The 24,065-nt window shown below is 57.9% G+C and carries 21 protein-coding genes and 1 pseudogene; 5 read left to right on the forward strand and 17 right to left on the reverse strand.

The window, feature by feature from the left end:
• Positions 1 to 119 precede the first annotated feature (119 nt).
• Positions 120 to 569, reverse strand: coding sequence for an Lrp/AsnC family transcriptional regulator (locus ACEWL3_RS11320; RefSeq protein ID WP_386181486.1), 450 nt, complete (start codon positions 567 to 569; stop codon positions 120 to 122).
• Positions 570 to 704: 135 nt separating this feature from the next.
• Here ACEWL3_RS11320 and ACEWL3_RS11325 point away from each other — a divergent pair, with 135 nt between their 5' ends.
• Positions 705 to 4,106, forward strand: a complete 3,402-nt coding sequence (locus ACEWL3_RS11325) for an indolepyruvate ferredoxin oxidoreductase family protein (protein ID WP_386181483.1) — start codon at positions 705 to 707, stop codon at positions 4,104 to 4,106.
• On the opposite strand, the gene ACEWL3_RS11330 is transcribed toward ACEWL3_RS11325, so the two are convergent.
• The 13 genes from ACEWL3_RS11330 to ACEWL3_RS11390 all read right to left on the reverse strand — a co-directional run bounded on the left by ACEWL3_RS11330 (position 4,103) and on the right by ACEWL3_RS11390 (position 19,452).
• Positions 4,103 to 4,741, reverse strand: a complete 639-nt coding sequence (locus ACEWL3_RS11330) for a TetR/AcrR family transcriptional regulator (protein ID WP_386181480.1) — start codon at positions 4,739 to 4,741, stop codon at positions 4,103 to 4,105. The two genes, ACEWL3_RS11325 and ACEWL3_RS11330, sit on opposite strands and share 4 nt — an antisense overlap.
• A 3-nt stretch (positions 4,742 to 4,744) precedes the next feature.
• A complete protein-coding gene (locus ACEWL3_RS11335; RefSeq protein ID WP_386181477.1) occupies positions 4,745 to 6,292 on the reverse strand; it encodes a trimethylamine methyltransferase family protein in 1,548 nt (515 codons plus the stop codon).
• On the reverse strand, positions 6,289 to 8,694 hold the full coding sequence (locus ACEWL3_RS11340; RefSeq protein ID WP_386181474.1) for a GcvT family protein: 2,406 nt from the start codon (positions 8,692 to 8,694) through the stop codon (positions 6,289 to 6,291). Before ACEWL3_RS11340 ends, ACEWL3_RS11335 begins: the two co-directional genes overlap by 4 nt.
• Before the next feature lie 74 nt (positions 8,695 to 8,768).
• On the reverse strand, positions 8,769 to 9,731 hold the full coding sequence (locus ACEWL3_RS11345; protein ID WP_386181471.1) for a D-2-hydroxyacid dehydrogenase: 963 nt from the start codon (positions 9,729 to 9,731) through the stop codon (positions 8,769 to 8,771).
• Between the two features lie 5 nt (positions 9,732 to 9,736).
• Entirely contained in the window at positions 9,737 to 10,483 is a 747-nt protein-coding gene (locus ACEWL3_RS11350) for a maleate cis-trans isomerase family protein (RefSeq protein ID WP_386181468.1), read from the reverse strand.
• Positions 10,480 to 12,129 carry a hydantoinase B/oxoprolinase family protein gene (locus tag ACEWL3_RS11355; RefSeq protein ID WP_386181465.1) on the reverse strand — a complete coding sequence of 550 codons (1,650 nt, stop codon included), beginning with the start codon at positions 12,127 to 12,129 and terminating at the stop codon, positions 10,480 to 10,482. The genes ACEWL3_RS11350 and ACEWL3_RS11355 overlap by 4 nt, the downstream gene beginning before the upstream one ends.
• Entirely contained in the window at positions 12,126 to 14,225 is a 2,100-nt protein-coding gene (locus tag ACEWL3_RS11360; RefSeq protein ID WP_386181462.1) for a hydantoinase/oxoprolinase family protein, read from the reverse strand. Before ACEWL3_RS11360 ends, ACEWL3_RS11355 begins: the two co-directional genes overlap by 4 nt.
• A gap of 265 nt (positions 14,226 to 14,490) precedes the next feature.
• Positions 14,491 to 14,718 carry an NnrT protein gene (locus ACEWL3_RS11365; protein WP_386181460.1) on the reverse strand — a complete coding sequence of 76 codons (228 nt, stop codon included), beginning with the start codon at positions 14,716 to 14,718 and terminating at the stop codon, positions 14,491 to 14,493.
• 17 nt (positions 14,719 to 14,735) lie between these two features.
• Entirely contained in the window at positions 14,736 to 14,912 is a 177-nt protein-coding gene (locus ACEWL3_RS11370) for a hypothetical protein (RefSeq protein WP_386181457.1), read from the reverse strand.
• Between the two features lies 1 nt (position 14,913).
• Positions 14,914 to 16,812: a nitric oxide reductase activation protein NorD gene (locus ACEWL3_RS11375; protein ID WP_386181454.1), complete on the reverse strand. Its 1,899-nt coding sequence runs from the start codon at positions 16,810 to 16,812 to the stop codon at positions 14,914 to 14,916.
• A 4-nt stretch (positions 16,813 to 16,816) separates the two neighbouring features.
• Positions 16,817 to 17,614, reverse strand: coding sequence for a CbbQ/NirQ/NorQ/GpvN family protein (locus ACEWL3_RS11380; RefSeq protein WP_162798345.1), 798 nt, complete (start codon positions 17,612 to 17,614; stop codon positions 16,817 to 16,819).
• A gap of 2 nt (positions 17,615 to 17,616) precedes the next feature.
• Positions 17,617 to 18,987: a cbb3-type cytochrome c oxidase subunit I gene (locus ACEWL3_RS11385; RefSeq protein ID WP_386181450.1), complete on the reverse strand. Its 1,371-nt coding sequence runs from the start codon at positions 18,985 to 18,987 to the stop codon at positions 17,617 to 17,619.
• Between the two features lie 12 nt (positions 18,988 to 18,999).
• Positions 19,000 to 19,452, reverse strand: a complete 453-nt coding sequence (locus ACEWL3_RS11390) for a c-type cytochrome (RefSeq protein WP_114879437.1) — start codon at positions 19,450 to 19,452, stop codon at positions 19,000 to 19,002.
• Positions 19,453 to 19,584: 132 nt separating this feature from the next.
• Here ACEWL3_RS11390 and ACEWL3_RS11395 point away from each other — a divergent pair, with 132 nt between their 5' ends.
• Positions 19,585 to 19,812 (forward strand): DUF1858 domain-containing protein, encoded by a 228-nt coding sequence (locus ACEWL3_RS11395; protein WP_386181445.1) that lies wholly within the window; start codon positions 19,585 to 19,587, stop codon positions 19,810 to 19,812.
• Here the strand turns inward: ACEWL3_RS11395 and ACEWL3_RS11400 are convergent.
• Positions 19,784 to 20,485 (reverse strand): Crp/Fnr family transcriptional regulator, encoded by a 702-nt coding sequence (locus ACEWL3_RS11400; protein WP_386181442.1) that lies wholly within the window; start codon positions 20,483 to 20,485, stop codon positions 19,784 to 19,786. The genes ACEWL3_RS11395 and ACEWL3_RS11400 overlap by 29 nt on opposite strands.
• 182 nt (positions 20,486 to 20,667) lie before the next feature.
• Between ACEWL3_RS11400 and ACEWL3_RS11405 the strand changes: the two genes are divergently transcribed.
• From ACEWL3_RS11405 to ACEWL3_RS11415, 3 genes are all read left to right on the forward strand, one after another.
• Positions 20,668 to 21,096 carry a pseudoazurin gene (locus ACEWL3_RS11405; protein WP_386181439.1) on the forward strand — a complete coding sequence of 143 codons (429 nt, stop codon included), beginning with the start codon at positions 20,668 to 20,670 and terminating at the stop codon, positions 21,094 to 21,096.
• Positions 21,097 to 21,167: 71 nt separating this feature from the next.
• A complete protein-coding gene (gene nirK, locus ACEWL3_RS11410) occupies positions 21,168 to 22,388 on the forward strand; it encodes a copper-containing nitrite reductase (protein WP_386181436.1) in 1,221 nt (406 codons plus the stop codon).
• Between the two features lie 23 nt (positions 22,389 to 22,411).
• Positions 22,412 to 23,146, forward strand: coding sequence for an SUMF1/EgtB/PvdO family nonheme iron enzyme (locus tag ACEWL3_RS11415; protein ID WP_386181433.1), 735 nt, complete (start codon positions 22,412 to 22,414; stop codon positions 23,144 to 23,146).
• 29 nt (positions 23,147 to 23,175) lie between these two features.
• Here the strand turns inward: ACEWL3_RS11415 and ACEWL3_RS11420 are convergent, their stop codons facing one another.
• Together ACEWL3_RS11420 and ACEWL3_RS11425 are read right to left on the reverse strand one after the other, a co-directional pair.
• Entirely contained in the window at positions 23,176 to 23,352 is a 177-nt protein-coding gene (locus tag ACEWL3_RS11420; RefSeq protein WP_386181430.1) for a hypothetical protein, read from the reverse strand.
• A 297-nt stretch (positions 23,353 to 23,649) separates the two neighbouring features.
• Positions 23,650 to 24,065, reverse strand: a pseudogene (locus ACEWL3_RS11425) (hypothetical protein); the annotation flags it as partial.

The raw sequence follows: 24,065 nt of genomic DNA on the forward strand, positions 1-24,065 counted from the left end.
AGAATCACGTGCTGCCGCTGTTAGCGCCATTACCCTAACCCGCAACCACGCGCGGATGCACGACTAAATTTTGGAACGATTGCGCGTTAAACCCTGATATTGCTTACGATAGTGCGATATCACCCAATGGGTGCGTTCGACTTGATCCGTCGCAGCACCACGTTTGTCTGCGCTGAATTAACCGCAGGTTGCACGAACAAAAACTTTTCCAGAAATTCGTTATAGGCCTCGATGTCCCGACACAGGATGCGCAGGTGGTAATCAGCCTGACCTGTTGTAGCGTAACATTCCGTCACCTCATCACGCCGCTGTACAGCTGCGATAAAACGGGCAAGCGCCTCAGTGTCGTGCCGGGTCAGATGGACATGCACGATCGCTTCAAACTTCAAACCCATCGCATCCGGATTGACGATAGCTGAATAGCGCGCAATCACGCCTGCATCCTCCAACGCCTTGACGCGCCGCCAGCACGCCGAAGCAGAGATATTCAGTTGTTCGGCCAGCTGCGCATTTGGCAGGCGCGAATCCTGTTGCAGCAAAAGGATCAGTTTGCGGTCGATGCTGTCCATGGCGTCCCTTGGTCATTTTCCTCGGATACAGCCAATATGACGAAAACTCCTTTCAGAAACAATCGGTTTTACCAAAAACTTTGAGCGGAAAAACAGGTTGTTCTGCACTATACTGGTAAAAGAGGAGGCCCCATCATGACCAAAACAGACCATAGCTTTGCCACCTATCAGCTCAAGGATCGCTATGCGTTGGATCAGGGCCGTGTTTTCATGACCGGCACACAGGCGCTGGCGCGGATCATGTTGGATCAGGCGCGGCGGGATCGCGGGGCGGGTTTGAACACAGGCGGGTTTGTGTCGGGGTATCGCGGGTCACCGCTGGGGGGGCTGGATCAGGAATTATGGCGCATATCAGATCAGTTGGAAAAGGCTGGGATTAAATTTCTCCCCGCGGTGAATGAGGACCTTGGGGCCACCGCCGTTCTGGGTGCACAACAGGCACATCTGGACCCGCAGGCCCAGGTCGATGGCGTGTTTTCCATGTGGTACGGCAAGGGGCCGGGTGTGGACCGTTCGGGCGATGCCCTGAAACACGGGAACGCCTATGGCAGCGCGCCAAAGGGGGGTGTGTTGGTGGTGGCGGGCGATGACCATGGCTGTGTCTCATCTTCGATGCCGCACCAATCAGATGTGGCGTTCATGGCGTGGTTCATGCCGACGCTGAACCCCGCATCGGTGGCAGAATATCAAAGCTTTGGTGAATACGGCTTTGCCCTGTCGCGATTTTCCGGCACATGGGTCGGGTTCAAGGCAATCTCGGAAACAGTGGAATCCGGTGCGTCTGTTGATCTGAGCCCTGACCGCGTTTTTCATACGCCCGATTACACGCCCCCCACGGGCGGCCTGCACATTCGGCTGGGCGATCTGCCCTCACCGGGCATTGAGACGCGCCTGCATGACAAGTTGGACGCGGTGCAGGCCTTCGTCGAAGCCAACCCGATTGATCACCATATCTACGGCAATGGCGATGCGCCCTATGGCATCGTGACCACAGGCAAAGGCCATCTGGACACGATGGAGGCACTGCGGCTCTTGGGATTGGACGAGGCAAAGTGCCGGTCGCTTGGCATCGACATCTACAAGGTCGGCATGGTCTGGCCTTTGGCGCGCCGCGACGCACTGGATTTTGTGCGGGGCAAGCGTGAAGTGCTGGTCATTGAGGAAAAGCGCGGCATCATTGAATCGCAGTTTAAAGAAGCCTTCTATGACTGGCCCGGATCAAAACCCGCGCGCATGGTGGGCAAGCATGATGAGAATCTGGATGAACTGGTGCCGTGGACGGGGGAATTGTCGCCGCTGCTGCTGGCCCCGATCATCGCCGCACGGCTTAATGATTTTTTCCCGGGCGAAAACCTGACCCAAAAAGCGCAGGCATTAACCGCCGCGCCCCCTGTCCTATTGAAGGTCTCGGGGGCCAACCGCACCCCATATTTTTGTTCGGGCTGTCCGCATAATACATCAACCAAATTGCCGCCGGGATCCAAGGCCGCATCCGGCATCGGCTGTCATGTGATGGCCTCCTGGATGGACCGGGACACCGCCGGGTTTGCGCAAATGGGCGGCGAAGGGGTGCCTTGGGTCGCGACCTCGCTTTTCAACGGCGGCAAACACATCTTTCAGAATCTGGGCGAAGGGACGTGGTACCATTCCGGTTCGCTCGCCATCAGACAGGCGGTCGCAGCACGAACCAACATCACCTACAAGGTCTTGTACAATGACGCTGTTGCGATGACAGGGGGGCAACCGGTGGATGGTCCGGTGTCCGTGCATGCCATCGCACAATCTGCGCGCGCCGAAGGGGTGGCCCGCATTGCGGTTGTGTCAGACATGCCCGACAAATTTGCCCGTGCGGATTTTCCCGCTGGCACAACCTTCGACCACCGCCGCGATCTTGATACCGTGCAGCGTGAATTGCGCGACATCCCCGGTGTCACCGTTCTTATCTATGAACAGACCTGCGCCACGGAAAAGCGCCGCAAACGCAAACGTGGACAGATGGCGGACCCCAAAAAGTTCGTCGTGATCAATGATCTGGTCTGCGAGGGCTGTGGCGATTGTTCGTTGGAATCAAACTGCCTAAGCGTTGAACCAAAAAAGACGGAATTCGGCACCAAGCGCCAGATCAACCAATCGACCTGTAACAAGGATTATTCCTGTCTGAATGGATTCTGCCCCTCCTTTGTCACCATCGAGGGTGGCAGCAGGCGCAAGAAATCTGGCGCGGGACTTGATATTGACGCGCTAGTTAATGATCTGCCAAATCCTGATCTACCGCCTCTTGATACGCCCTATAACCTGCTGGTCACCGGTGTTGGCGGCACCGGCGTTGTGACAGTCGGCGCGCTTATTTCAATGGCGGCACATCTGGAGGGCAGAGGGTCAAGCGTGCTGGATTTCACCGGCTTCGCGCAGAAATTCGGCACGGTGCTGGGATATGTCCGCATTGCCCAAACACCTGCAGACCTGCATCAGGTCCGCATTGGTCAGGGGTGTGCAGACGCCGTGATCGGGTGCGACATGGTGGTGAGTTCCGCGCCCAAAGCCTCCGTTCATTACCGATCCGGCACCCGGATCGTGCTGAACCGGGCCGAGATGCCGACCGGCGATCTGGTGCTGAACCGGGATGCTGATCTTAAAATCGACCTGCGCGAACAGGTCATCGCAGATGCGGTGGGGGCGAGTAACCTCGCGGCGTTTGATGCCAACCGGATGGCTGAGGCGCTGATGGGCGATGCGGTATTTGCCAACGTCATGATGCTGGGGTTCGCATGGCAAAAAGGCCTGGTGCCTGTTTCCCTTGATGCGCTTTTTCAGGCGATTGAGTTGAACGGCGTCGCACCACAGAAAAACAAGGTTGCCTTTGCCTACGGGCGGGTGATGGCGGTGTCCCCTGAAAAGCTGAATATTGCACAAGACACGGTACCCAGCGACTATAATCCCGCCACCTTGATCAGCCGCCGCATGGCGTTCCTGACCGATTATCAAAACGCCGGGTATGCCGCGCGGTACAAGGCCACGCTCGATGCTGCGGCCCCTTATCTGAACGACGATCAACTTATCGCAGCGGCCAAATCGCTGTTCAAATTGATGGCCTACAAGGACGAATATGAGGTCGCACGATTGCACAACTTGTCGGGCTTCGCCCAACGCATCGCCGCAGATTTCGAGGGCGACTACAAGATCAAATACCATCTCGCCCCACCGCTCTGGCCCACAGGGCGCGACACACGCGGTCGCCCCGTCAAACGCAGCTTTGGTCCGTGGATGGGCCAAGTCTTTAAACTACTGATCCGCATGAAATCTTTGCGCGGCACTTGGGCGGATGTGTTCAGCTATGGTGCAGATCGCAAGTTGGAGATCGCCCTGATTGGATGGTTCGAGAATGTCCTGGATCAGGTCGCTCCCGCAGATATGGATGACGCTGAAAAACTAGCGCTGCTGGCCGCCCCGATGGAAATCAGGGGCTATGGCCCAGTCAAGGATGCCGCTGTCAAAAAGGTCCAGGCCGAGGTTTCCGTCAGATTGCAACGCGTCTAAGACTGCCGATTTGCTTTGATTGCATAGGCCACAAGTGCGTCGACCTCTGCCTTGCGCGGGGTTTGCCCGGTAAAGCACAGCACATAGTCGTGGACGCGTTTCAGGCGTTCCTCAATCGGCTCAGACAGCTCAAGCGCATAATATCCGACCTGCATGAAATACATCACCCGTGCACGGACTTCGGCCTCGGCTGGTGCATAGTCAAACCGCTCAAAGAGCGCTGAAAAAGCCGCGACCCGCGCCGCGTCTGTCTGATCAATCCGGCGGCGCACTGCCCCATCGCGGCGCGCCCATTCCCGGATCGCAAAGTCGAGCTTGTGATTGAAAAGTGCAGGATCAATCCAGCAGCGCGACAGGTTACACACAGCTTCGGTGATGGTGTCCGCTGGCATGTCGGCATGCCGGATCAACAGCGCGGTGTTGGCCTGTTCCCAATTTTCCAGCAGTGCCGCAAGCAGGTCTTTGCGGCTTTTGAAATACCAGTAGAAACTGGACCGCGATACCCCCAGGCGGTCGCTGATGGACAGCACTTTGACCTCGCCCACGCCTTCGCTGACCAAGAGGTCCAGGGCGACATTCAGCCAATCCTCGCGGGTGACTTTGGTGTTGCCATAAAGGGGGATGGGATCGGTCATAGGTCAGCTTTCCGGCGGTGCGCCGCCCTGTTCGATGCGTTTTGCGGCGTAGGCTTGCAAGGCGTCGACCTTATCTGCGTCGGGGGTAAAGTTGGGCGGCCCTTCTAGGATATCCTGCCAGATCGCGGTCGCGCGGGTATTTGCATCCAGACTGCCGTTCTCGGCCCAAGTGCCAATGTTGGACCAATCATAGGACACGGGTTCATAAAACGCGGTGTCAAAGCGTTCCATCGTATGCGCGCACCCAAAGAAATGGCCCCCCGGTTGCACCTCTTTCAACGCATCCAGCGCCATTGCCGCATCGTCCGCAGGTGTGGGCAGGCAAAGTTCAGCAAGCGATTGCAGCATGTCGATATCGGTGATCAGCTTTTCGTAGGATACGGTCAGCCCCCCTTCGATCCACCCTGCCCCGTGGATCAGCATCGTGCAGCCCGACAACATCGCGCCCCAGGCGCTCATTTGGGTTTCATGCGCGGCTTGGGCATCGTTGATGTTAGCCGCACACCCCGCCGCATTGCGCCACGGCAGGCCCAGCATGCGCGCAAGTTGCCCACAGGCAAGGCTCGCCTTGACCTGTTCGGGCGTCCCAAAAGCAGGCGCGCCCGATTTCATATCGACGTTGGAGGCAAAAGCCCCATAGAGCACCGGCGCACCGTGCCGCGACAATTGGCTAAGTGTGATGGCCGCCAATGCTTCGGCGTGGCTGAGGACAACCGCACCCACGACCGTCACAGGGGCCATTGCGCCCATCAGGCAAAAAGGCGTGATCACCGCCGCCTGACCTGCGCGGGCAAAGTCGATGATGCCTTGCCCCATGGGGATGTCGATCTGACGCGGGGAATTGGTGTTGATGATTGTATAGCACCACGACTGCGCCGCAAAATCCGCATCTGAAAGCCCGCGAAAATCGCGGATCATTTCGAACCCTTCGGTGACTTGCGGGGTGCCGCGCGAGAATACAAACGGGACCTTGTCGGATTGGCTCAGGACGGCATGGGCCGTCGCATAGTGGCGCTCATGGATGGGAATGTCCTGCGGCTCAACTGCGGGGCCTTGCAGATGCAGCACATCAAAATATTGCACCAACCGCGTAAATTCGGAAAAGTCGCGCAGAGAGCCGGGTCGCCGGCCGCGCACAAGATCTGTTGCATGCGGCGCACCAGCACCCGCTTGTATGGTCAATGCTCCCAACTCCATGGTCAGGTCGCGGCCTTCGTCCCCCCCTTTGAGGACAAATGATTTGGGCGCGGACCCCACCGCCGCCATCACAATATCGCGCCCGATAAAGACCATCTCGCTGTCCTCATCCACCCGGGCACCGCCTGCTTTGAAAATAGCGCGTGCCTGCGGCAGCAGCACTTTGATGCCAAGCTCTTCGAGCACATGCAGCGCTGTCTCGTGCATGACGGCAATGCGATCCTCACTGAATAGCGGCACGGGTGGGAACGGATTGCGCAGGGTGCGGTAATCCACACGGCGCTTCGGGCCCTTGGCCGCTGCTGCGGCAGCACCACGCCGCCCGCCCCGGCGGGTTTGGCCGGGCGCGGTCATCCCCTCATCGCTTTGCCCGCAGGGTCGTAGGGTGAGGGCGCGATTACTTTTGCTGCGCGTTCAACGCCGACCACATGCACGGATAATGTGCTGCCCTCGCTTGCGTATTCCTTGTCAATCAGCGCCATGGCCAGTGATTTGCCCAGCGTATGCGCGTATCCGCCCGAGGTGATGAAACCGATCTTCTTATCGCCAGACCATGCGGGTTCGTACCCTGTCGCGTCCGCATCTGTCGCGTCAATCTCTAACGTTACCAGAACCTTGTCCGGCATGTCGGCATCACGTTCCTTCATCGCCGCATCTTTGCCCACGAAATCCTTGGACCAATCGATCCAACGATCCATCCCGGTCTGACCCGGTGTATATCCTTGGGTAAATTCCGCCGACCAAATGCCAAAGGACTTTTCCAACCGCAATGACAACAACGCGTTAAAGCCGTATTCGATCATCCCGTATTCCGCGCCCGCCTTCAGCAGCGTATCGCGCAGCGCCTTCATGTCACCCGCACGGCAGTGCAGTTCATATCCCAACTCGCCCGCAACCGACAAACGGCCAACCTTGCACCGCACCAGTCCGACATCCATCGCACCACAGCCCATGAACCTGAGCGCATCCGCATCGCCATCGCTGAGCGCCGCCTTAAGCACATCACGTGATTTCGGCCCGGCCAACGAAAACCCAGCCATTTCATCACCCAGATCGCGGACCCGCACACCATCGCTCATGTGATCTTCAAACCACCGCATATGCCAGGCACGCAGGTAATAAGACCCGGTGATCCACCACGTCCCATCACCCCAGTTAAAGATCGTGAGATCCCCTTTGAGCCGCCCATCGTGGCCCAGCATCGGGGCCAATTTGGCGCGGCCCGGTGCAGGCAGCTTGCTGGCCATCAAGTTGTTCAACCAGCTTTCCGCATTTTCCCCAGTGACCTCAAATCGCGAAAACGCGGTGATATCCAGCAGCCCCACACTGTTCCGCACCCCGCGGCATTCGGCCCCCACGATGTCATGGGCATTGGACCGCCGCAGCGATGGCGTTTCCTCAAAGCCGGGAGGGGCAAAATATAGCGGCACTTCAAGATCCCAGCTTTGCCCCCATTTTGCCCCCACGGCGTCCATATCCGCATAACATCCCGTCATCTTGAGCGGACGTCCCGCAGGCAATTGTTCGTTGGGATAGGTCATCACGAAACGGCGCGAATAAAACTGTCCTGTCGTTTGCTTGATGTACTGCTTGTTCTCAGCCCAGACGCCATAGCGCGCGACATCCATGCCATAGACGTCCGCCTCAGGCTCGCCGTGGATCATCCATTCGGCCAGTGATTTGCCGACCCCGCCGCCTTGCAAGAATCCAGCCATAACGGCGCAGGCGGACCAATATCCGCGCTTGCCCCGCACCGGTCCGACCAATGGATTGCCATCAGGGCTGAAAGTAAATGCGCCGTTGACCCAAGTTTTCACCCCCACGTCCTGCAAGGCAGGGTACCGTTCAAAGCCAAGCGTCAGTTCATGTTCGATGCGGTCTGTGTCTTCCTGAAACAGTTCCATCCCGTAATCCCACGGGGCACCGTCCATCGCCCAGTGTTCGGTGTTGACCTCGTAGATGCCCAGAAGGACACCCTTTTGATCCTGACGCAGATAGGTGAACCCCTCAAGATCGACGGTCATCGGAACCTCGAAATCAAGCTCTTCCAATTGCGGGATCATGTCCGAGATCAGGTAGTGATGCTTGAGAGGGGCCACAGGCAATTCCACCCCCGCCATGCGCCCGACCTGCTTGGCCCAAAGACCAGCGGCGTTGACAACATGCTCACACGAAATGGTGCCTTTTTCGGTGGCGACATCCCAGCCCTGCAAGGTCTGATTAAGCTCCAGCACACGGTTATGTTCGATCACCGTGGCCCCGCGTTTCTTGGCCGCCGTGGCATAGGCGTGTACCGTGCCTGTGGTATCAATATACCCCTCCCGGTCCGCCCACATACCGCCAAGCAAGCCTTCGCCCGACATGATCGGGTTCAGTTCGACCGCTTCTTCGACGCTGACCAGACGGCAATCTTCAATCCCGATGGATTGGAAGGTCCGGTATGCCGACTGCAGCCATTCCCACCGATCCGGGGTGCCAGCCATGGTCAGACCACCGGTCATGTGCAAGCCGATGTTCTGGCCGCTCTCTTTCTCGATCTCGCTCAACAGGTCGATGGTATAGGCCTGCAACTGGGCGATGTTGGGGTCCGCGTTCAGCGCGTGAATGCCGCCCGCTGCATGCCAGCTTGACCCAGCCGTCAACACCGACCGTTCAACCAGCGCCACATCACTCCATCCCAGCTTGGCCAGATGATACAGAACCGAAGCCCCCACGACCCCGCCACCAACGACGACGACCCTGTAATGCGATTTCATGTGGCCTGTCTCCCCCTGTACTTTGAGTCAATTAGACACACCTGTCCAGTTGATTTGTCAAGCTTGCATTTCAGTCAATAACCCAGGTTCGGATCAACCACATTGCGCAATGGCGCGTCTCGCATCCAACGGTCGAGGTTTTCCAAAAACAGATCAAAGGACTCGCGTCCCCATTCCGCATAGACTGACGAACAATGCGGCGAGATGATCACATTATCTTTCTGCCAAAGCAGGTTGTCTTGCGGCAAAGGCTCCACTTCAAACACATCCAAAACCGCGCCTGCGATGTGACCGCTTTCCAACGCGCGCCCAAGCGCCAGCTGATCCACCACACCACCGCGCGACACATCGGCCAGCACGACACCTTTCTTCAGCGCCGCGATTTGCCGTGCGCCAAACAGGTTTTGGGTGCTGCCGATCAGCGGCGTGCAAACAGCGACAAAATCAGCGCGCGGCAGCAAGGTAAGCAGATCATCCGCCCCATAAACTTCGTCCACATGAGCGGTGGCCTTGGGATGCGCACGCGTCCCGATCACGGTCATGCCAAACGCCTTTGCCTTCAGCGCCAACGCCCTGCCCGTGTGACCCAATCCAACAATCACCAGTGTCTTACCCCGCAGCGGCACCATCATGCGCGCCGCGTCCCAGAACTTGGCAGCTTTGTCGCGCTGCAATCGAGGAATATCGAGACTAAAGTGCAAAAAGCCGCCGATGATGTATTCCGCCATCATATCGGCGGCGACCCCGGCGGCGTTTGTCACGGTAATTCGCGCAGGATCCCATCCGCCGAAATGGTCAGTCCCTGCCCCGCCATTGGCGATCCAGCGGGGTGCATGTTCCCCAAATAGCGCCTCCCGTGGAAAGCCTTTGGTGCCTGCAAACCGCACCGAATACACGACATCAGGGCGATAGCGCGCCAATGTCCCGGGCAGGGCGTCATAACTTTCGCAGGTTTCAAAATCCGCATCGGGATAAGCCCCGCGCAGCCATTCTGCCAAAGACCTACAATCATCGTTATGCAACAAAATGCGCGGCATGGTACTCATCCCCATTTCCGGGCCAACACCGCCCCAAAATCTTGAAATGCATCCTCCATTCCTGCCAGTTGCAACGCCTGAAACACCATGGCCTGATTGGAAGTGATCACCGGTTTGCCAAGCGCATCCTCAAGCCGCTGCAAGGTTTCGACCGACCGCATGTCAGTGCACGACAGCACAATTGCATCCGCATCTGCATGGTCCGCCGCCTGCCCCAGCGCCAGAACGCGGTCCGGGGTCATCGCCCCTTGGCCGTCGTTGTCCAGTATCTCGGTCACTTCGGAACGGGCGATAGTCTCGACCCCTTCACTGGCCAAAAACGCAATCGCCATGTCGTTGATGTCAGACACATAAGGCGAGGCAAAACCGATGCGCGTTGACCCCACCACGCGCAGTGCATTCACCAATGCGCCCGCCGCTGTCACGGTCTTTGCACCGCTTTGTGCCGCGATCCTTGCCGCCAGATCACGGTCAAACGCCGCCCCATGCGTCAGCGTGGCCGAGGTGCAGCCGTAAAATATCACATCCGGCCTGACCCCCGTCAGCATTTCCAGCGGCCCGTCCAGATCCGCCGCACCAAGCCCGTGCATCTGATCCGCGTCTGGTATCTCATCACGGTCATACCCGCCCATCCGTGCAAAATGCAGCGACACACCGGATGGACGCAAAAGGGTCATGTCGGGTTCCAGATTGCGGTTCGTGAACGGCACCAGAAAGCCAAAGCGGGCGCGCCCGCGTGAGGGATAGATCATGGCTTTGCTCCATAGAGTTGTTGTGCTGCTTCAATTGAAACCAAACCGTCTGCAATGTCGCTGGCCACGGCAGCGGCTGCGCGCTCTGTCGGGTTGCCGAACCCACCACCGCCGGGTGTTTCAAACAGCAACGTCGTACCCGCAGGGATGCGCACAGTCCCCTTTCCGGGCAGATCAGCACCCTGCGCACCAAGCCTAATACGGCCGGGCGCGCCAGCACCGCCGCCATGACGGCCCGCTGCCGGGGTGTCGATCCGCTCAACTGATAAAAACAGCAGAATGTCCTCGTCTTTAGATGACTTCAACTCAATATGCTGACCCAATCCGCCCCGCATCTTGCCCGCCCCCCCGCTGTCGAGACGCAATTCACGTTTGGTGATCAAAACCGGGGCCGCAGCCTCAGTTGTTTCAATCTGACTGCCCCAGACGCCGCTGGGAAAAGCAGTTGCAGACAAGCCGTCAAAGTCAGGCCGCGCGCCGGCACCCCCATTGAACACAAGCTCCAGCGCGAATTCAGTATCGCCGCGCCCAACCGCCTCTGGCACATGACGCAGGGGCAGGTCGTACATGCACGACGCCCCTTCGGCAGGCACCTGATCGGGCAGTGCTTGGGTCAGACAGCCATAAACCAGATCGGGCGTCATTTGACCAATCGTGTGGCGCATGGCCACCGGGCTAGGTGCCACCGCGTTCAAGATACACCCCTTTGGTGCCACCACACGAAACGGGTCAAGTGAGCCCGCGTTGTTGGGAATATCGGATCCAATGATGCACCGCAGGGCAAAGACCGCATAGGCGGTGGCGTAATTGAGCGGAACGTTGATCCCCTTGGCCGAACAGCCAGACGAGCCAGCAAAATCAAGCAACAGATGATCATCAGCAATGGTCAGGGCGGCCTGCAGTGTGATTGGCCGCTCATAGCCATCAATCGCCAACGTACTGTGAAAAATGCCCTTGGGCAGCTCTGCGATTGCCTCAAGCGTGCCGCGCCGCGATGTGTCGATGATGTGATCGGCCAACGCATCAAGATCGTCGATGCCAAATTCCTCCATCATGCCTGACAAGCGCCGCGCGCCCGCTTCGCAGCACGCAATAAGCGCGTAAATATCACCCTCATTGGCAATCGGATCACGCGAGTTGGCTTTGACAATATCCAAAAGCAAGGCGTTCACCTCGCCCTGATCAACCAGTTTGCACGGTGGGATCAGCAGCCCCTCGTCGAAGATATCTGACCCCTCCGGCCCCATGCCAAGGCCGCCGAGGTCAACCAGATGCGAGGTGCAGGATGTAAAGCCGATCACAGCACCACGATGAAACACTGGCATCATCAGCAAAAAATCATTGAGATGCCCCGAGGCGATCCACGGGTCGTTGGTCATATAGATGTCACCCGGTTTCATGTCAGCCATCGCAAAGCGTGCGCGCATAGTTTTGACGGCCTCAGCCATGGTGTTGATATGGCCCGGCGTGCCGGTCACGGCCTGCGTCAACATCCGGCCCTGAGCGTCAAAAATCCCCGCAGATATGTCACCACATTCGCGCACAATCGGCGAAAACGCCGCCCGGATCAGCGCCTGACCCTGTTCTTCGACCACAGCCAAAAGGCGGTTCCACATGACCTGCAATCCGGTGTCCGTCTGGATCATGTCATCACCTCCGTCAGTCGGGAAAGCCAGATGTTGCCCACCCCATCAATGCGCGCAGAAAAGTCTGCACTGACAAGAGTTGTCGTTTGTGGTTCGGTGATCAACGCGGGTCCGTTCAGGGTGCTGCCAGCCAGCAGTTCGGCGCGGTCAAAAATGCCCGCGTGGACGGGGCTGCCAGTTACATCGCAGATGATCTCACGCGTGTCCGTCGGCGTTGCAGGATGGTGCGAACCCCCCTTCGCTATCTTCGTCAGAGCGGGCGCATCCGACGATACATGCACCGCCCAATTGAGCACCTCAATGTCCATCCCCGGCACCGCGCGGCTGAACTGACGACCGTATTCCACCTCAAATGCTATGCGCAGGGTCTCGATGTCATCCGTCGTCAGGTCACGATGAGGCAGGTCAATCTCAATCTCATGCCCCTGCCCATGATAGCGCATAAACGCTTGCCTGCGCGTGCTGAGCGTAGCGACTGGCGCACCTTGGCGAACCACCTGTGTGGCCTCATCGGTCATCTTGGTCAGAAACCTGTTGAGCCCCGCCACGTCCATGCCATCAAGAAGCGCATATCGCGAGCGCACGATTTCAAAGCCCACCGGGGCAAACAGAAACCCAACAGCCGAGCCAACACCGGGATCGCGCTGGATCAGAATGCGCGATACACCGGCACGCCGTGCCACGCGGGTGGCATGCAACGGGCCATTGCCACCAAACGCGATCATCAGCCGGGTATCGATTTGCTTGCCCGATTCAACGGCATGCATGCGGCCCGCACTTGCCATGCTTTCATCGACAATCTCGCTCACCCCCCGCGCGGCCAAAGTCGCATCAAGCGCCAAGGCAGCCCCGACGCCGCAGCACAATGCCTGCGCCGCCGCGTCTTGGTCGATCTGCAACCGTCCTTCCGCAAAACGGTCGGGTTGAATATACCCAAGCGTCACGTCCGCATCTGTGACCGTGGGGTCGGTTCCGCCCTTGCCAAAAGCGGCGGGTCCGGGTTCAGCGCCGGCACTTTGGGGTCCCACCGTCAGACGCCCCAAACGATCCACCCCTGCGATAGATCCACCGCCCGCGCCAATCTCAATCATCTCAAGCACCGGGATCCGAACCGGCAGACCGGACCCCTTTGTGAACCTCGCGGCACGTGCAATTTCAAACTGCCGCGCCATCTGCGGGCGATAATCGTCAATCAGACAAAGCTTTGCTGTGGTGCCGCCCATATCGAATGACAAAACAGCACCCTCGCCGGTCTGCGCGGCAATCCGGGCGGCCAGAATGGCACCCCCGGCAGGGCCGGATTCAACCAACCGGATCGGCAGGCGCGCGGCTGTATCCAGCGTCGTCATACCGCCCCCAGCAGTCATCATCAGGATTGGACAATTCAGCCCCTGCCTCGCAAAACACGTTTGGAATTCATCCAGATATCGGGCCATCAGCGGCTGGACATAGGCATTGGCAATGGTCGTGCACAACCGGTCAAATTCACGCGCTTCCGGGCTGACCTCATGCGAGAGCGAGATGTGAAGTTGCGGCAGCGCCGCCCCCAACAGGTCACGCAGCGCAATTTCATGCGCCGGGTTGGCATAGCTGTGCAGCAGGCAGACTGCCACGGCATCCGCGCCCGACGCCTTGAGTTCGCCGACCAAGGATGTGATCGCACGCCGGTCCAGGGGGGTTAACTCCTGTCCCTGAACATCCATCCGGCCGCCAATGGTAAAGCTGCGCGCGCGCGGCACGATCAGGTCCGCTTTGACAAGGTTGATGTCATATTGCGCATAACGCCGTTCATAAGCGATCTCGAGAATGTCGCGGAAACCTGCATTGGTGATGCTGGCCACACATGCCCCACGCCGTTCAATCAGCGCGTTGGTGGCCAGTGTCGTGCCATGAATGAACCCACCAATATCGGCCCAGTCTTTGCCCGCTTCCTCCAGCACATGCCGCGCCCCGGCAAGCGCACCGTCGGTTGGATTGGCAGGCGTTGTGGGCGTCTTGGTTGATGCCAGAATCTGACCTGTGCCATCGACCAAAACCGTGTCCGTAAATGTCCCGCCAATATCAATGGCAAGCCGAAGTTGAGGGATGTGTGTCATGTAAAATCATTGCAAAAGGAGGTGGGATTGGCGCGGTTTGGCACCATGAATACCGCTTAACCGCAGGATTGGCCCATCTAGGTAACGAGGTTGCAGCCCGTTGCCCGGCGTCCTTGAGATTTTACAAACGCGAACGTCATCTGTTCAAGCCCTGGCCTTTTGCAGTCACTGGAATGACCCTGCGCCGCGATTGGCCTTGAGTCAATCGCGGCGTGCCAAAGCCATGTATCATCGTCACGCATCACATCGGAACAGCCCGACCGGATCATGAGTTGATGTCATGTCCGCCGTCATCAGCACGATCCATCAGTGTTCTGATATGTCGCGCAAAAATCCATGTGACCGGAACGCCGAGGATGACCCCGCCGATTACCGACCAAGCCGGAGGGATAATGGGCAATCCCATCCACGACGCAATCAACCCTGCAAAGAACAGATTGACCGCAACTGCGCCCACACCAAAGGGATAGAGCACAAGCGCGATCTTTGTCACGCCCCAGCCCTGTCTGGTCATCGCCTGCGGACCAGCAGATGCACCGCCAGCAGCGCGGTCAGCAATGCAACCGAGGCCGCAAAAAACCACCACTCCGCCGTGGCCGACTGCGCCTGTGGGATGGGCCTTTCAAATCCTGCCGCTTTGGTCAGGGTTGGAAAAATCGCAAGGATTGTCAGGGCAGTACGGGTCATATCAGGTCTCCTGTGTGAGGGCTCGGTAGATGTCGGGCAGCACGCGGGTCAGCTTTTCAGGGCGCGCAAGCAAATGGAAACCGCCCCGGCCAAAGATACGGGCGAACCAATCCTGCCCATCTTCGTCAATGACGATCCCGTGCACGACCTGCCCAAGACGGCGCGCTTCGGACACCGCCATGTGACTGTCCTCAATGCCGTGCTGGCCTTCGTAGTGATCCAGATCGTTCGGCTTTCCATCGGTCAGAACAATCAGCAATTTGCGCGCTGCGGTCTCGGTGGCAAGTTGTGCGCTGACATGGCGCACAGCGGCACCAAGCCGGGTATAATGTCCCGGCTCAAGCGCACAGATGTTGTTGATGGTCGCCGCATTCATCGGCTGGTCAAACCCCTTGCAGCGGGTCACGAACACCCTGTCACGCCGCAACGACGAAAACCCCCAGATACCCAAACGATCACCAACGGTGTCGATGCCGCCCGCCAATGCCGCAAGCGCATCGCGCGCCACGTCAATGACGCAGGTGTCGCCCATTGCAGATTCAGTCGACCGGGAAGTGTCGATCAGAAAGGCAACGCTCAGATCCCGTTGGGTCTGAAGCGATGCCTGAAACACCCGGTCATCACAACGCCCCGTCGCCTTCAGGTCGACCTGCGCCGAAATCAGCGCATCCAGATCCAGTTCGGGTCCGTCAATCTGGCGTGACTGCATGATGCGCCGGGGGCGCAGGGCCTCGAACTGGCGGCGCACCTCCTCGATCCGCTTGGCGTCGGGAACAAAGACATCTTCCGACCTGGGATGCGCGTTGACCTCCAGCACCCGGCAGTGATCGGGCATATAGCTGCGCGCCCGGTGGTTCCACTCCGGATAAGTGTGCTTTGCCGCAAGGCGCTCGTGATCTGCATCCGCAGGCGACAGATCAAGGTGCAGGCGCAACCGTGTTGCAGCACGGCGATCAACTTTTGACAGGGTGATATTGTCCTGATCCTCTGCCGCTTTCTGGGCATTTTCATCGTCGTCATCATGGATGGACCGGTTCAGGTTCATGGATTCAACCCAAGACAGGATCGATTCAAACCGGTGCAGGATAAAGCTGTCTTTGCGGTTTGCTTCATCCCGGTCCTTGCGCAGGCCCAGTTTGCGGGTTGTCGTGCTTGCCGCAGGGGGCACAGCGGCGGGGGCGTCCTGCACCCCGTCCGGGCTGCTACCGGATGTCGCGATCTTGAAATCAAGCCAGATCGGCACCGGTGCAAAGCTCAGGTAAGAACGGGTTGATGCCTGTTCCGGCATCTCAGGTACAGCGCCGGTTGCAAGGTGATCCCGCAAGGCCTGCTCCACCACCCGTTCCGACGCAGGCCGACTGAAATCAGGCCGAGCGCCCAGAATGTGCGCAACCATCGCGGCATGGCTTTCACGCAGACCGGGACACTGCGCATGGACATGCGCGGCGGCGGTGGCATTGGCGCGGATCATCGCAATGTCACGTGCCGGGCCGAAGGGAGCGGGCCCTTCGAACACATCCGCCGGGCAAAGCGCTGCCACAGCAGTAAGCCAGAAATAGGCGCTGCGGTTCAAGGCCCGGTCGGGAAAGGCGTCAATATAAGGGGGCAGCCGCAATTTTTCGCCATCAAAGGCAGGCAGGAATGCCTTGTCCCGTTCCGTCGCCAGGTTACGCAAAGGTGGCCGCCGGTGCCGCGCCACCACACAGGGTGCTTCGCTGAACTCCACCCCCGCAGCACCACCAAGCGCGCGAAACATCATCGCGAGGCTGGGGCGGACCGACGCAAGCGAAGCCACCTCAAGCGGATAGCAGGTCTGCGCGCCAATCCCTACGGCATAGTCATGCCACAGATTGCCGACCGTCTCTTCCGGCTCCATCAAATCAAGAGCACGCACAACCATACCCTTATCCGTAAATCGTCGTGACCAGATCACGCAGGGCGATCTGCGTATCGGCATCATCGCTAAGCGGTTCGATCACAGCAGCTTCAAGCGCTTTTTCCACACCCATCCCGCCTGCGATCAGGGTGGCGGCATAGATCAACAACCGGGTCGACACGCCCTCCTCAAGGTCCATGCCGGACAGCTTGCGGATATGGCCACCCAGACGAACCAAAGGCGCAACACGCCCTGCCTCCAACCCGCTTTCGCTTGCGATAATGGCAATCTCCGTCTCGGGTTCTGGAAAGCCAAACGTAATCGCCAGAAACCGCTGGCGCGTTGAGGGCTTCATGCGTTTCAGCACGTTCTGATAGCCGGGGTTGTAACTGGCAACCAACATGAAACCGGGCGGTGCGTGCAGTTCTTCGCCCGTGCGGTCAATCATCAGGGTGCGGCGGTTGTCAGTCAGCGGATGCAACACAACGGTGACATCTTTTCGCGCCTCCACAACCTCATCAAGATAGCAGATCGCACCTTCTCGCACCGCACGGGTCAGTGGGCCATCCACCCATTCAGTTGCACCGCCGCGCAACAGATAGCGACCGATCAGATCAGCGGCTGAAAGATCATCATGACAAGCCACGGTATAAAGCCTGCGCCCCAACCGCGCGGCCATGTGTTCGACAAAGCGTGTTTTGCCGCAGCCGGTCGGCCCCTTTAGCAAAAGGGGCAGACCGTTTTCCTGGGCGGCATCAAACAGCGCGCATTCATTGCCATTGGCGACATAATACGGGCTGCTCGGGGTCTGGACATGGGCGTTCATCGTCATTCTCCCGGTATCGGATCAGACGACATTTGAGCCGCATTGGCCGCACCCGGTTCGACCACTTCGCGACGGCGCACCACCATGATCGAATAGATGAACAACAATGCCCCCACAACGACAGCGGCACCTGCCCCAAAGCGCATGATATAGAAAAGTGCGAGTTCTTCCTGCACCTCCATAAAATATGTGCCGAGGACCCGCTGCATATGGGTCTGGATCACACCCGCGAAGGTCAGCGTAAAGGTCATGAACGCCATCCCCCCCGTCATCAGCCAGAACGACCCCATGTTGAGCACCTGATTATAGGGCGCGCGGCCCCGCAGCAGTGGCATCGCATAGGTGATGATCGCAAGGTTCATCGCGACATAGGCCCCATAGAACGACAGGTGCCCATGCGCCGCTGTGATCTGCGTGCCGTGGCTATAGAAGTTGACGCCGTGCAACGTATGTAGAAAACCCCAGACGCCAGCCCCAAAGAACGCAACTGTAGCAGACCCCAAAGACCACAGCAGTGCGGCTTTGTTGGGGTGGTTGCGCCGCCCCTTCCACACCATGACAAAGGCAAACGACATCATCAGGAAAAACGGGATCACCTCAAAGGTCGAGAAGATCGAGCCGACCCATTGCCAGTACCCCGGCAAGCCGATCCAATAGAAATGGTGCCCGGTACCAAGGATGCCGGAAAAGAGCGCCGTTGCGACAATCACATACAGCCATTTCTCAACCACCTCGCGGTCCACACCCGTCAGCTTGAGCAGCAGAAAGGCAAGGATCGCGGCCATTACCAATTCCCACGTGGCTTCGACCCACAGATGCACGACGAACCACCAATACATCTTGTCCAAGCTCAGGTTTGAGGGGTTGATAAAGGCGAATATCCACAGCAGTGACAACAGCCACAGCCCCATCAGCAACACACCCGTGATCGCGGTCTTTTTACCTGCCAGCACAGTCATTGAGATGTTGATCAAAAAGATCACTGCCGCGACCAGTATTCCGAATTTAACCCACAGCGGCTGCTCTAGAAATTCGCGCCCCCCGTGAATGCCCATCAGGTAACTGCCCACCGCCCCCAGCGTGCCAACCATCAGCAACGCCAACTGGACGTAAGCCAATTTGACCGACCAGATTTCGCGCTCTGATTCTTCGGGGATCAAAAAATAAGACGCCCCGAAAAAGCCCAGCAACAGCCAGACGATCAGCGCGTTGGTATGGATCATCCGAATGATGTGAAACGGGAATATCTCTGCCAGAAAATTGGGCTGAACATAGATCCAGCCGATGACCAGCCCGCCCAGTACCTGCACGGCGAAAAGCGCCATTGCACAGATGAAATAGGCATAAGCCACTTTTTGGGATTGGTATTTCATGTCATTTACTCCTCAGCCTGCCTCATTGGGGGGCCATCCCTGGGTGTCGGTCTGATCCGCCCACCGCAAGAATTCGGCCAAGCCGCGTTTGTCTTCTTCGGTCAGTTCGAAATACGGCATCTGGCGGCGTCCTTCGATGCCGCTGGGCTGCGCTTCGATCCAGCCATCCATCATCTCAAATGCCGCTTCCGGGTCATCAAGCACGTCCCAGCGGGTCATGACATTGCCCAGCTCAGGCGCGAAATAGGCCCCTTCGCCGTGCAGTGTGTGACAGTTGATGCAAGAATTGCGTTCCCACACGTGCTTGCCGTGAATGACGGCATCACTCAGCGGCATGCCAGCCGTAGATGTGTTGACGATGTAGCGATGGCTTTGCACGGTCAGGGCAACAAAGACGAGCACGAAAAAGATCGACCCACCATAAAATATGTTGCGCGCCCGCGATTTGGTCAGGAATTCGGCCATCCGGGGCCCCCCTTTTCTCGGTTGCTGTTCGGATCACCCTATGCGGGTGCCAACAAAAGGAGTTTGCGCAAACGCAATGTTTGAAAAGTTTGGATGTGGAAAGATGGCTGCAACGATCAGGAGGGTCGGCATATGCCCACAGATCAAATGGACACAACCGATCTCATGGTCTCAGAGATCATGATCAGGTGGCCGCAGACTGTGGGCGTTTTCATCGAGCATGGCATGCTGTGTGTGGGATGCCCGATCGGCCCGTTCCACACCATCGCTGAGGCATGCGACATCTATAACCTCGACAAGACGGCCTTTGAGCGAGCTCTGGCAATGTCCATCACCGCTGGTGAAGATTCCCCGCCATAAGAACCAGTTGGTGAGGTTGGCTGACAACAATATGTTTGCGCCGACTTTCCACAATTCCGCTTTTTTCCCAAGCGCTCAGCAAACGACTGACCGTGTGCAGGGTGGTGCCGGTCATTTCGGAAAGATCCTGCCGAGTGATCGGAAAATCCACTTCGATCCCATTTTCCGTCTTGCGCCCCATCTGGTTGATCAACCGCAGCAATGCGTTGGCCACCCGTTGTTCGACCTGCTGGGTTGCCATTTCGATCATCCGGTCGTGCATCTCGTTCATGCGCTTGCCGATGGTCTTTTGCGTGGCTGTCGCAAACCCCGCGTACCGGGCCACAAAGTCCGGCCAAAGCGATGTTGGCCATGACAACACAATGGTTTCGGATGCGGCAATGGCACTTGCCGGATAATGCGTGTGCCCCAAGGCATTCGCGATGCCAAACAATTGCCCGGCAGGAATATGCAGCACCGTCACATGCTCCCCCTCGGGCGTCACGCGTATGACGCGGATATAGCCATCGAGCAAAAGAAAAAAACGGGTGGCCTCGGCAGCTTCGTGAAACACCGTGTCCCCGGTATCAAAACGATGTGAAACCGCTTGATCAAGTATCTCGCGGATCTCGCTCTTTGTCAGACCCGAAAAGGGGACAAGGTGTGTCAAAAGGCTTTCGTCGAGGTTTCTCAAGTCATTTCCAATCCGAAGAACAAACCATTGTTACTGCCTAACGCCGAGAATGCCGACCCCTCATTCACATCGCTGACCCAATCCCGCATCAAAACCGGTCCGAAGTTTGCGCTTGCGCAACGTGTCGCACGGCGGTCGCCGTTAGATGCACTCAAGACCAATTTTAATCGAAAGGAAATGAGATGTTCACCAAGACAAGCGCAGCACTGGCAGCGACTCTTCTGATGTCGGGTGCAGCCTGGGCCGAAACGGTCGAGGTTCGGATGCTGAACAAAGGCGAAGCAGGAGTGATGGTTTTCGAACCAGGCTTTGTAAAGATAGCGCCCGGTGACACCGTCAAGTTCATTGCCGCTGACAAAAGCCACAATGCCGAAAGCATCAAAGAGATGATCCCTGAAGGGGCTGAAGCTTTCAAAGGCAAGATCAATGAAGAGATCGAACTGACGTTGGATGTGCCCGGCTACTACGGTGTAAAATGCACACCCCATTTTGCCATGGGTATGGTGATGACAATCGCCGTTGGCGATGCAGAACAACCCGCTGATTTTCTTGAAGGCCGCTTGCCGAAAAACGCCAAGAAGCGTTTTGAGGCGCAGCTTGCTGGCGAATAGGCCACCTCATTTTTCAAAATCAGTGGCGCGTCACCACATCACCCGCCACTCACCAAACAGAGGAATTTGACATGACACACTTGCCCAATGAAAAACCACAATCACCCAGCCGCCGTAACGTTTTGCGTGGCACAGCCCTTGCCGGTGCGGCAGCCATGACCGGCGCGTTCGCGGCCAGCGCGAGCGTGCGCGCGCCCAGCGTCGCACCCCGGATGAACATGCCGGATCAGAATATGCTGCGCGTCCAACAGCAACAGATCGATGCGGCCGAACCCGTCGACCTGTCTGGCTTGGAGCGTGTAAAACAGAAACTTGTCCGCCCGCCCTTTGCGCCAAAGCACGATCAAGTGGCACAAGGTGACCCAAAGATCGTCGAGATTGAGATGGTTGTGGACGAACGCCTGATGGTGGTGGACGAAGACACCGGTGCCTCGATCTGGGCCATGACCTATAACGGCTCGGTTCCCGGCCCGCTGGTCATCGTGCACGAAGGTGATTACGTCGAACTGACGCTGCGCAGCCTTGGGCGCAACCAGCTTGAGCACAACATCGACTTTCACTCCTCCACAGGCGCATTGGGCGGCGGTGCGCTGACCCATATCTATCCGGGCGAAGAAACCGTGCTTCGCTGGAAGGCGACCAAGCCGGGGTGTTTTACATATCACTGTGCGCCCGGTGGCGCGATGATCCCATATCACGTCTGCCACGGCATGAACGGTGCAGTCATGGTTCTGCCGCGCGATGGCCTGAAAGACAAAGATGGCAATGCGCTGACCTATGACGAGATCGCCTATATCGGTGAACAGGACTATTACCTGCCCAAGAACGCTGACGGCACCTTCAAGACCTACGCAAACGCGGGCGACGACTATGCGGAATCACTCGAAGCGATGCGCAGCCTGGTGCCTACCCATGTGGTGTTCAACGGCGCGGTCGGCGCACTGACCGGGACCAACGCGTTCCGCTCTGAGGTCGGCAAGACAGTGTTGATGATCCACAATCAGGCGAACCGGGACAGCCGTCCGCATCTGATTGGGGGCCATGGTAATTTCGTCTGGGAAACCGGCTCCTTCAGCGACGCGCCACTGACCGGCATGGAAACATGGTTCGTGCGCGGCGGCAGCGCGATGGCTGCGATGTACACCTTCGAACAACCCGGGGTCTACGCCTATGTCAATCACAACCTGATTGAAGCGGCAATCTTGGGCGCGACCGCGCATTTCGTGGTCGATGGCGAATGGAACAACGCGCTGATGGAACAGGTCATGGCACCACGCACAATAGAGACCTGACACCCAAGAAAGGAGACCGCGCCATGACACGCCAGAAATCCTTCCCGATTGCACCTGTGGTGTTGGGATTGGCGGTGCTGGCTGGCGCGGCCTTGACCGGGGCCGCGTGGATGTCACGCGGCCCCGAAGTATCCGCAATGCCCGACATGGTGGGGCCGATCGACCTCGCCGAAGACCGTTCCATCTGGGTCCAGAAATACGAAGTAACAGCGGCGGAATGGAATGCCTGCTATGATGCGGGCGGATGTGCATTGTGGATGCTGGTACGCCCTGATCAACAGCCGGCAACAACGCCCGCCACCGGGATCAGCTATCCGGACGCGCGCCAGTATGTCGAGTGGATCAACCGCACAACGGGCAGATCCTTTCGTCTGCCAAGCGTTGATGAATGGACCGCTGTCGCTGAAAGCGTCCTGCCCGAAGAACCTGACCCGATTTTTACCGACCCATCGCTCAGTTGGGCGTCTGCCTATCTGCTTGAGGCCGAAGTCCCCCGCGCACTCAGACCTTCGGGCAGCTTTTCAACGACCGCGACCGGGGTTGCGGATTTGGACGGATCGGTCTGGGAATGGACGCAGGATTGTTATTCCGGCACCGGCGAACCAGCACCCTCAGACCGCTGCCCGGCCTTTTATGTGGCGGGGCTGCATATCGCTGCGATGTCATTTCTTGAACGCGATCCGGCACGCGGTGGCTGCGCCGTCGGCGTGCCGCCCGCGCATCTGGGGCTACGGCTGTTTTCAGACGCACAACCCTGACGCTGGGGCCGACCCGCACCCGCACAAGATCACTTCTTGTCGCGGGCCGCCTTTTCTTCTTTTGTCAGCTTGTTGTTCCAAACATTGTTGCTCAGGCCAAGCTCGCTTTTCAGTGGTTTGGTTTTGCCAACGCTGACCTTGCCACCCTTGTTCAGGAATTCCTGTATAAGCGCGTCATCGGTGGTTTTTTTTGGAATCTGTTTCATGATCTCATCCTTATCCCGCAAGGCTGGTGTTTGTCACGAACCATCCCAATGTCAGAAAAACCAATAGCATGCGCGTCAGTTAATTTTCGTTAATGATTGATACTGCAGCACAGCAAAGAAAAATAGGGCCTTCGATGCGCGCACTCCTAAGTTGAATAAGATGAAGCGTGCGCAGGAAACATAAAGCGTGCGCAAGAAAATGATGCCATGTATCAGTCCGGAAGACCCAACTACAAGGCACAACGAAAAAACCCGCGCAGAGCGCGGGTCATTTCAGAACAAGTTCTACCGATTATATCAGGTGGTAATAGATGCTTTGTATGGCGCATCTCTGCGGAACACGGTTGTGTAGGCCTCATGCGTGAACGGTGTGGCCGCATGGTTTATCTTGGTTTTGATTAACCACATGGCAATATAGTGATCACGTTTCAAAGTGGATGAATGATCTTTCAACGCCTCCATTACTGCCTTTTTCGTGATGCTGAACACCAGGCCCCATCGAAAAGCACCCGCCGTTGTCAGCCGATGAATAAAGTCAATCGAAAGCAAATCTTCGTCCACCTCGAGTCCAGCCCTCAGAGCATAGTTTTGCACGATCTCACTGACTTGCAGGCCCTCGTTATCGTATGCGACCTCACCACCATACCTTAGACTGTCCGTCGTCATATAAATTGGGACATCAGAGCGGCTTGAGCATTGGAGGTTCTGGCTCG

The sequence above is a fragment of the Sulfitobacter sediminivivens genome, from assembly GCF_042611115.2.
GTDB classification, from domain to species: Bacteria; Pseudomonadota; Alphaproteobacteria; order Rhodobacterales; family Rhodobacteraceae; genus Sulfitobacter; species Sulfitobacter sediminivivens.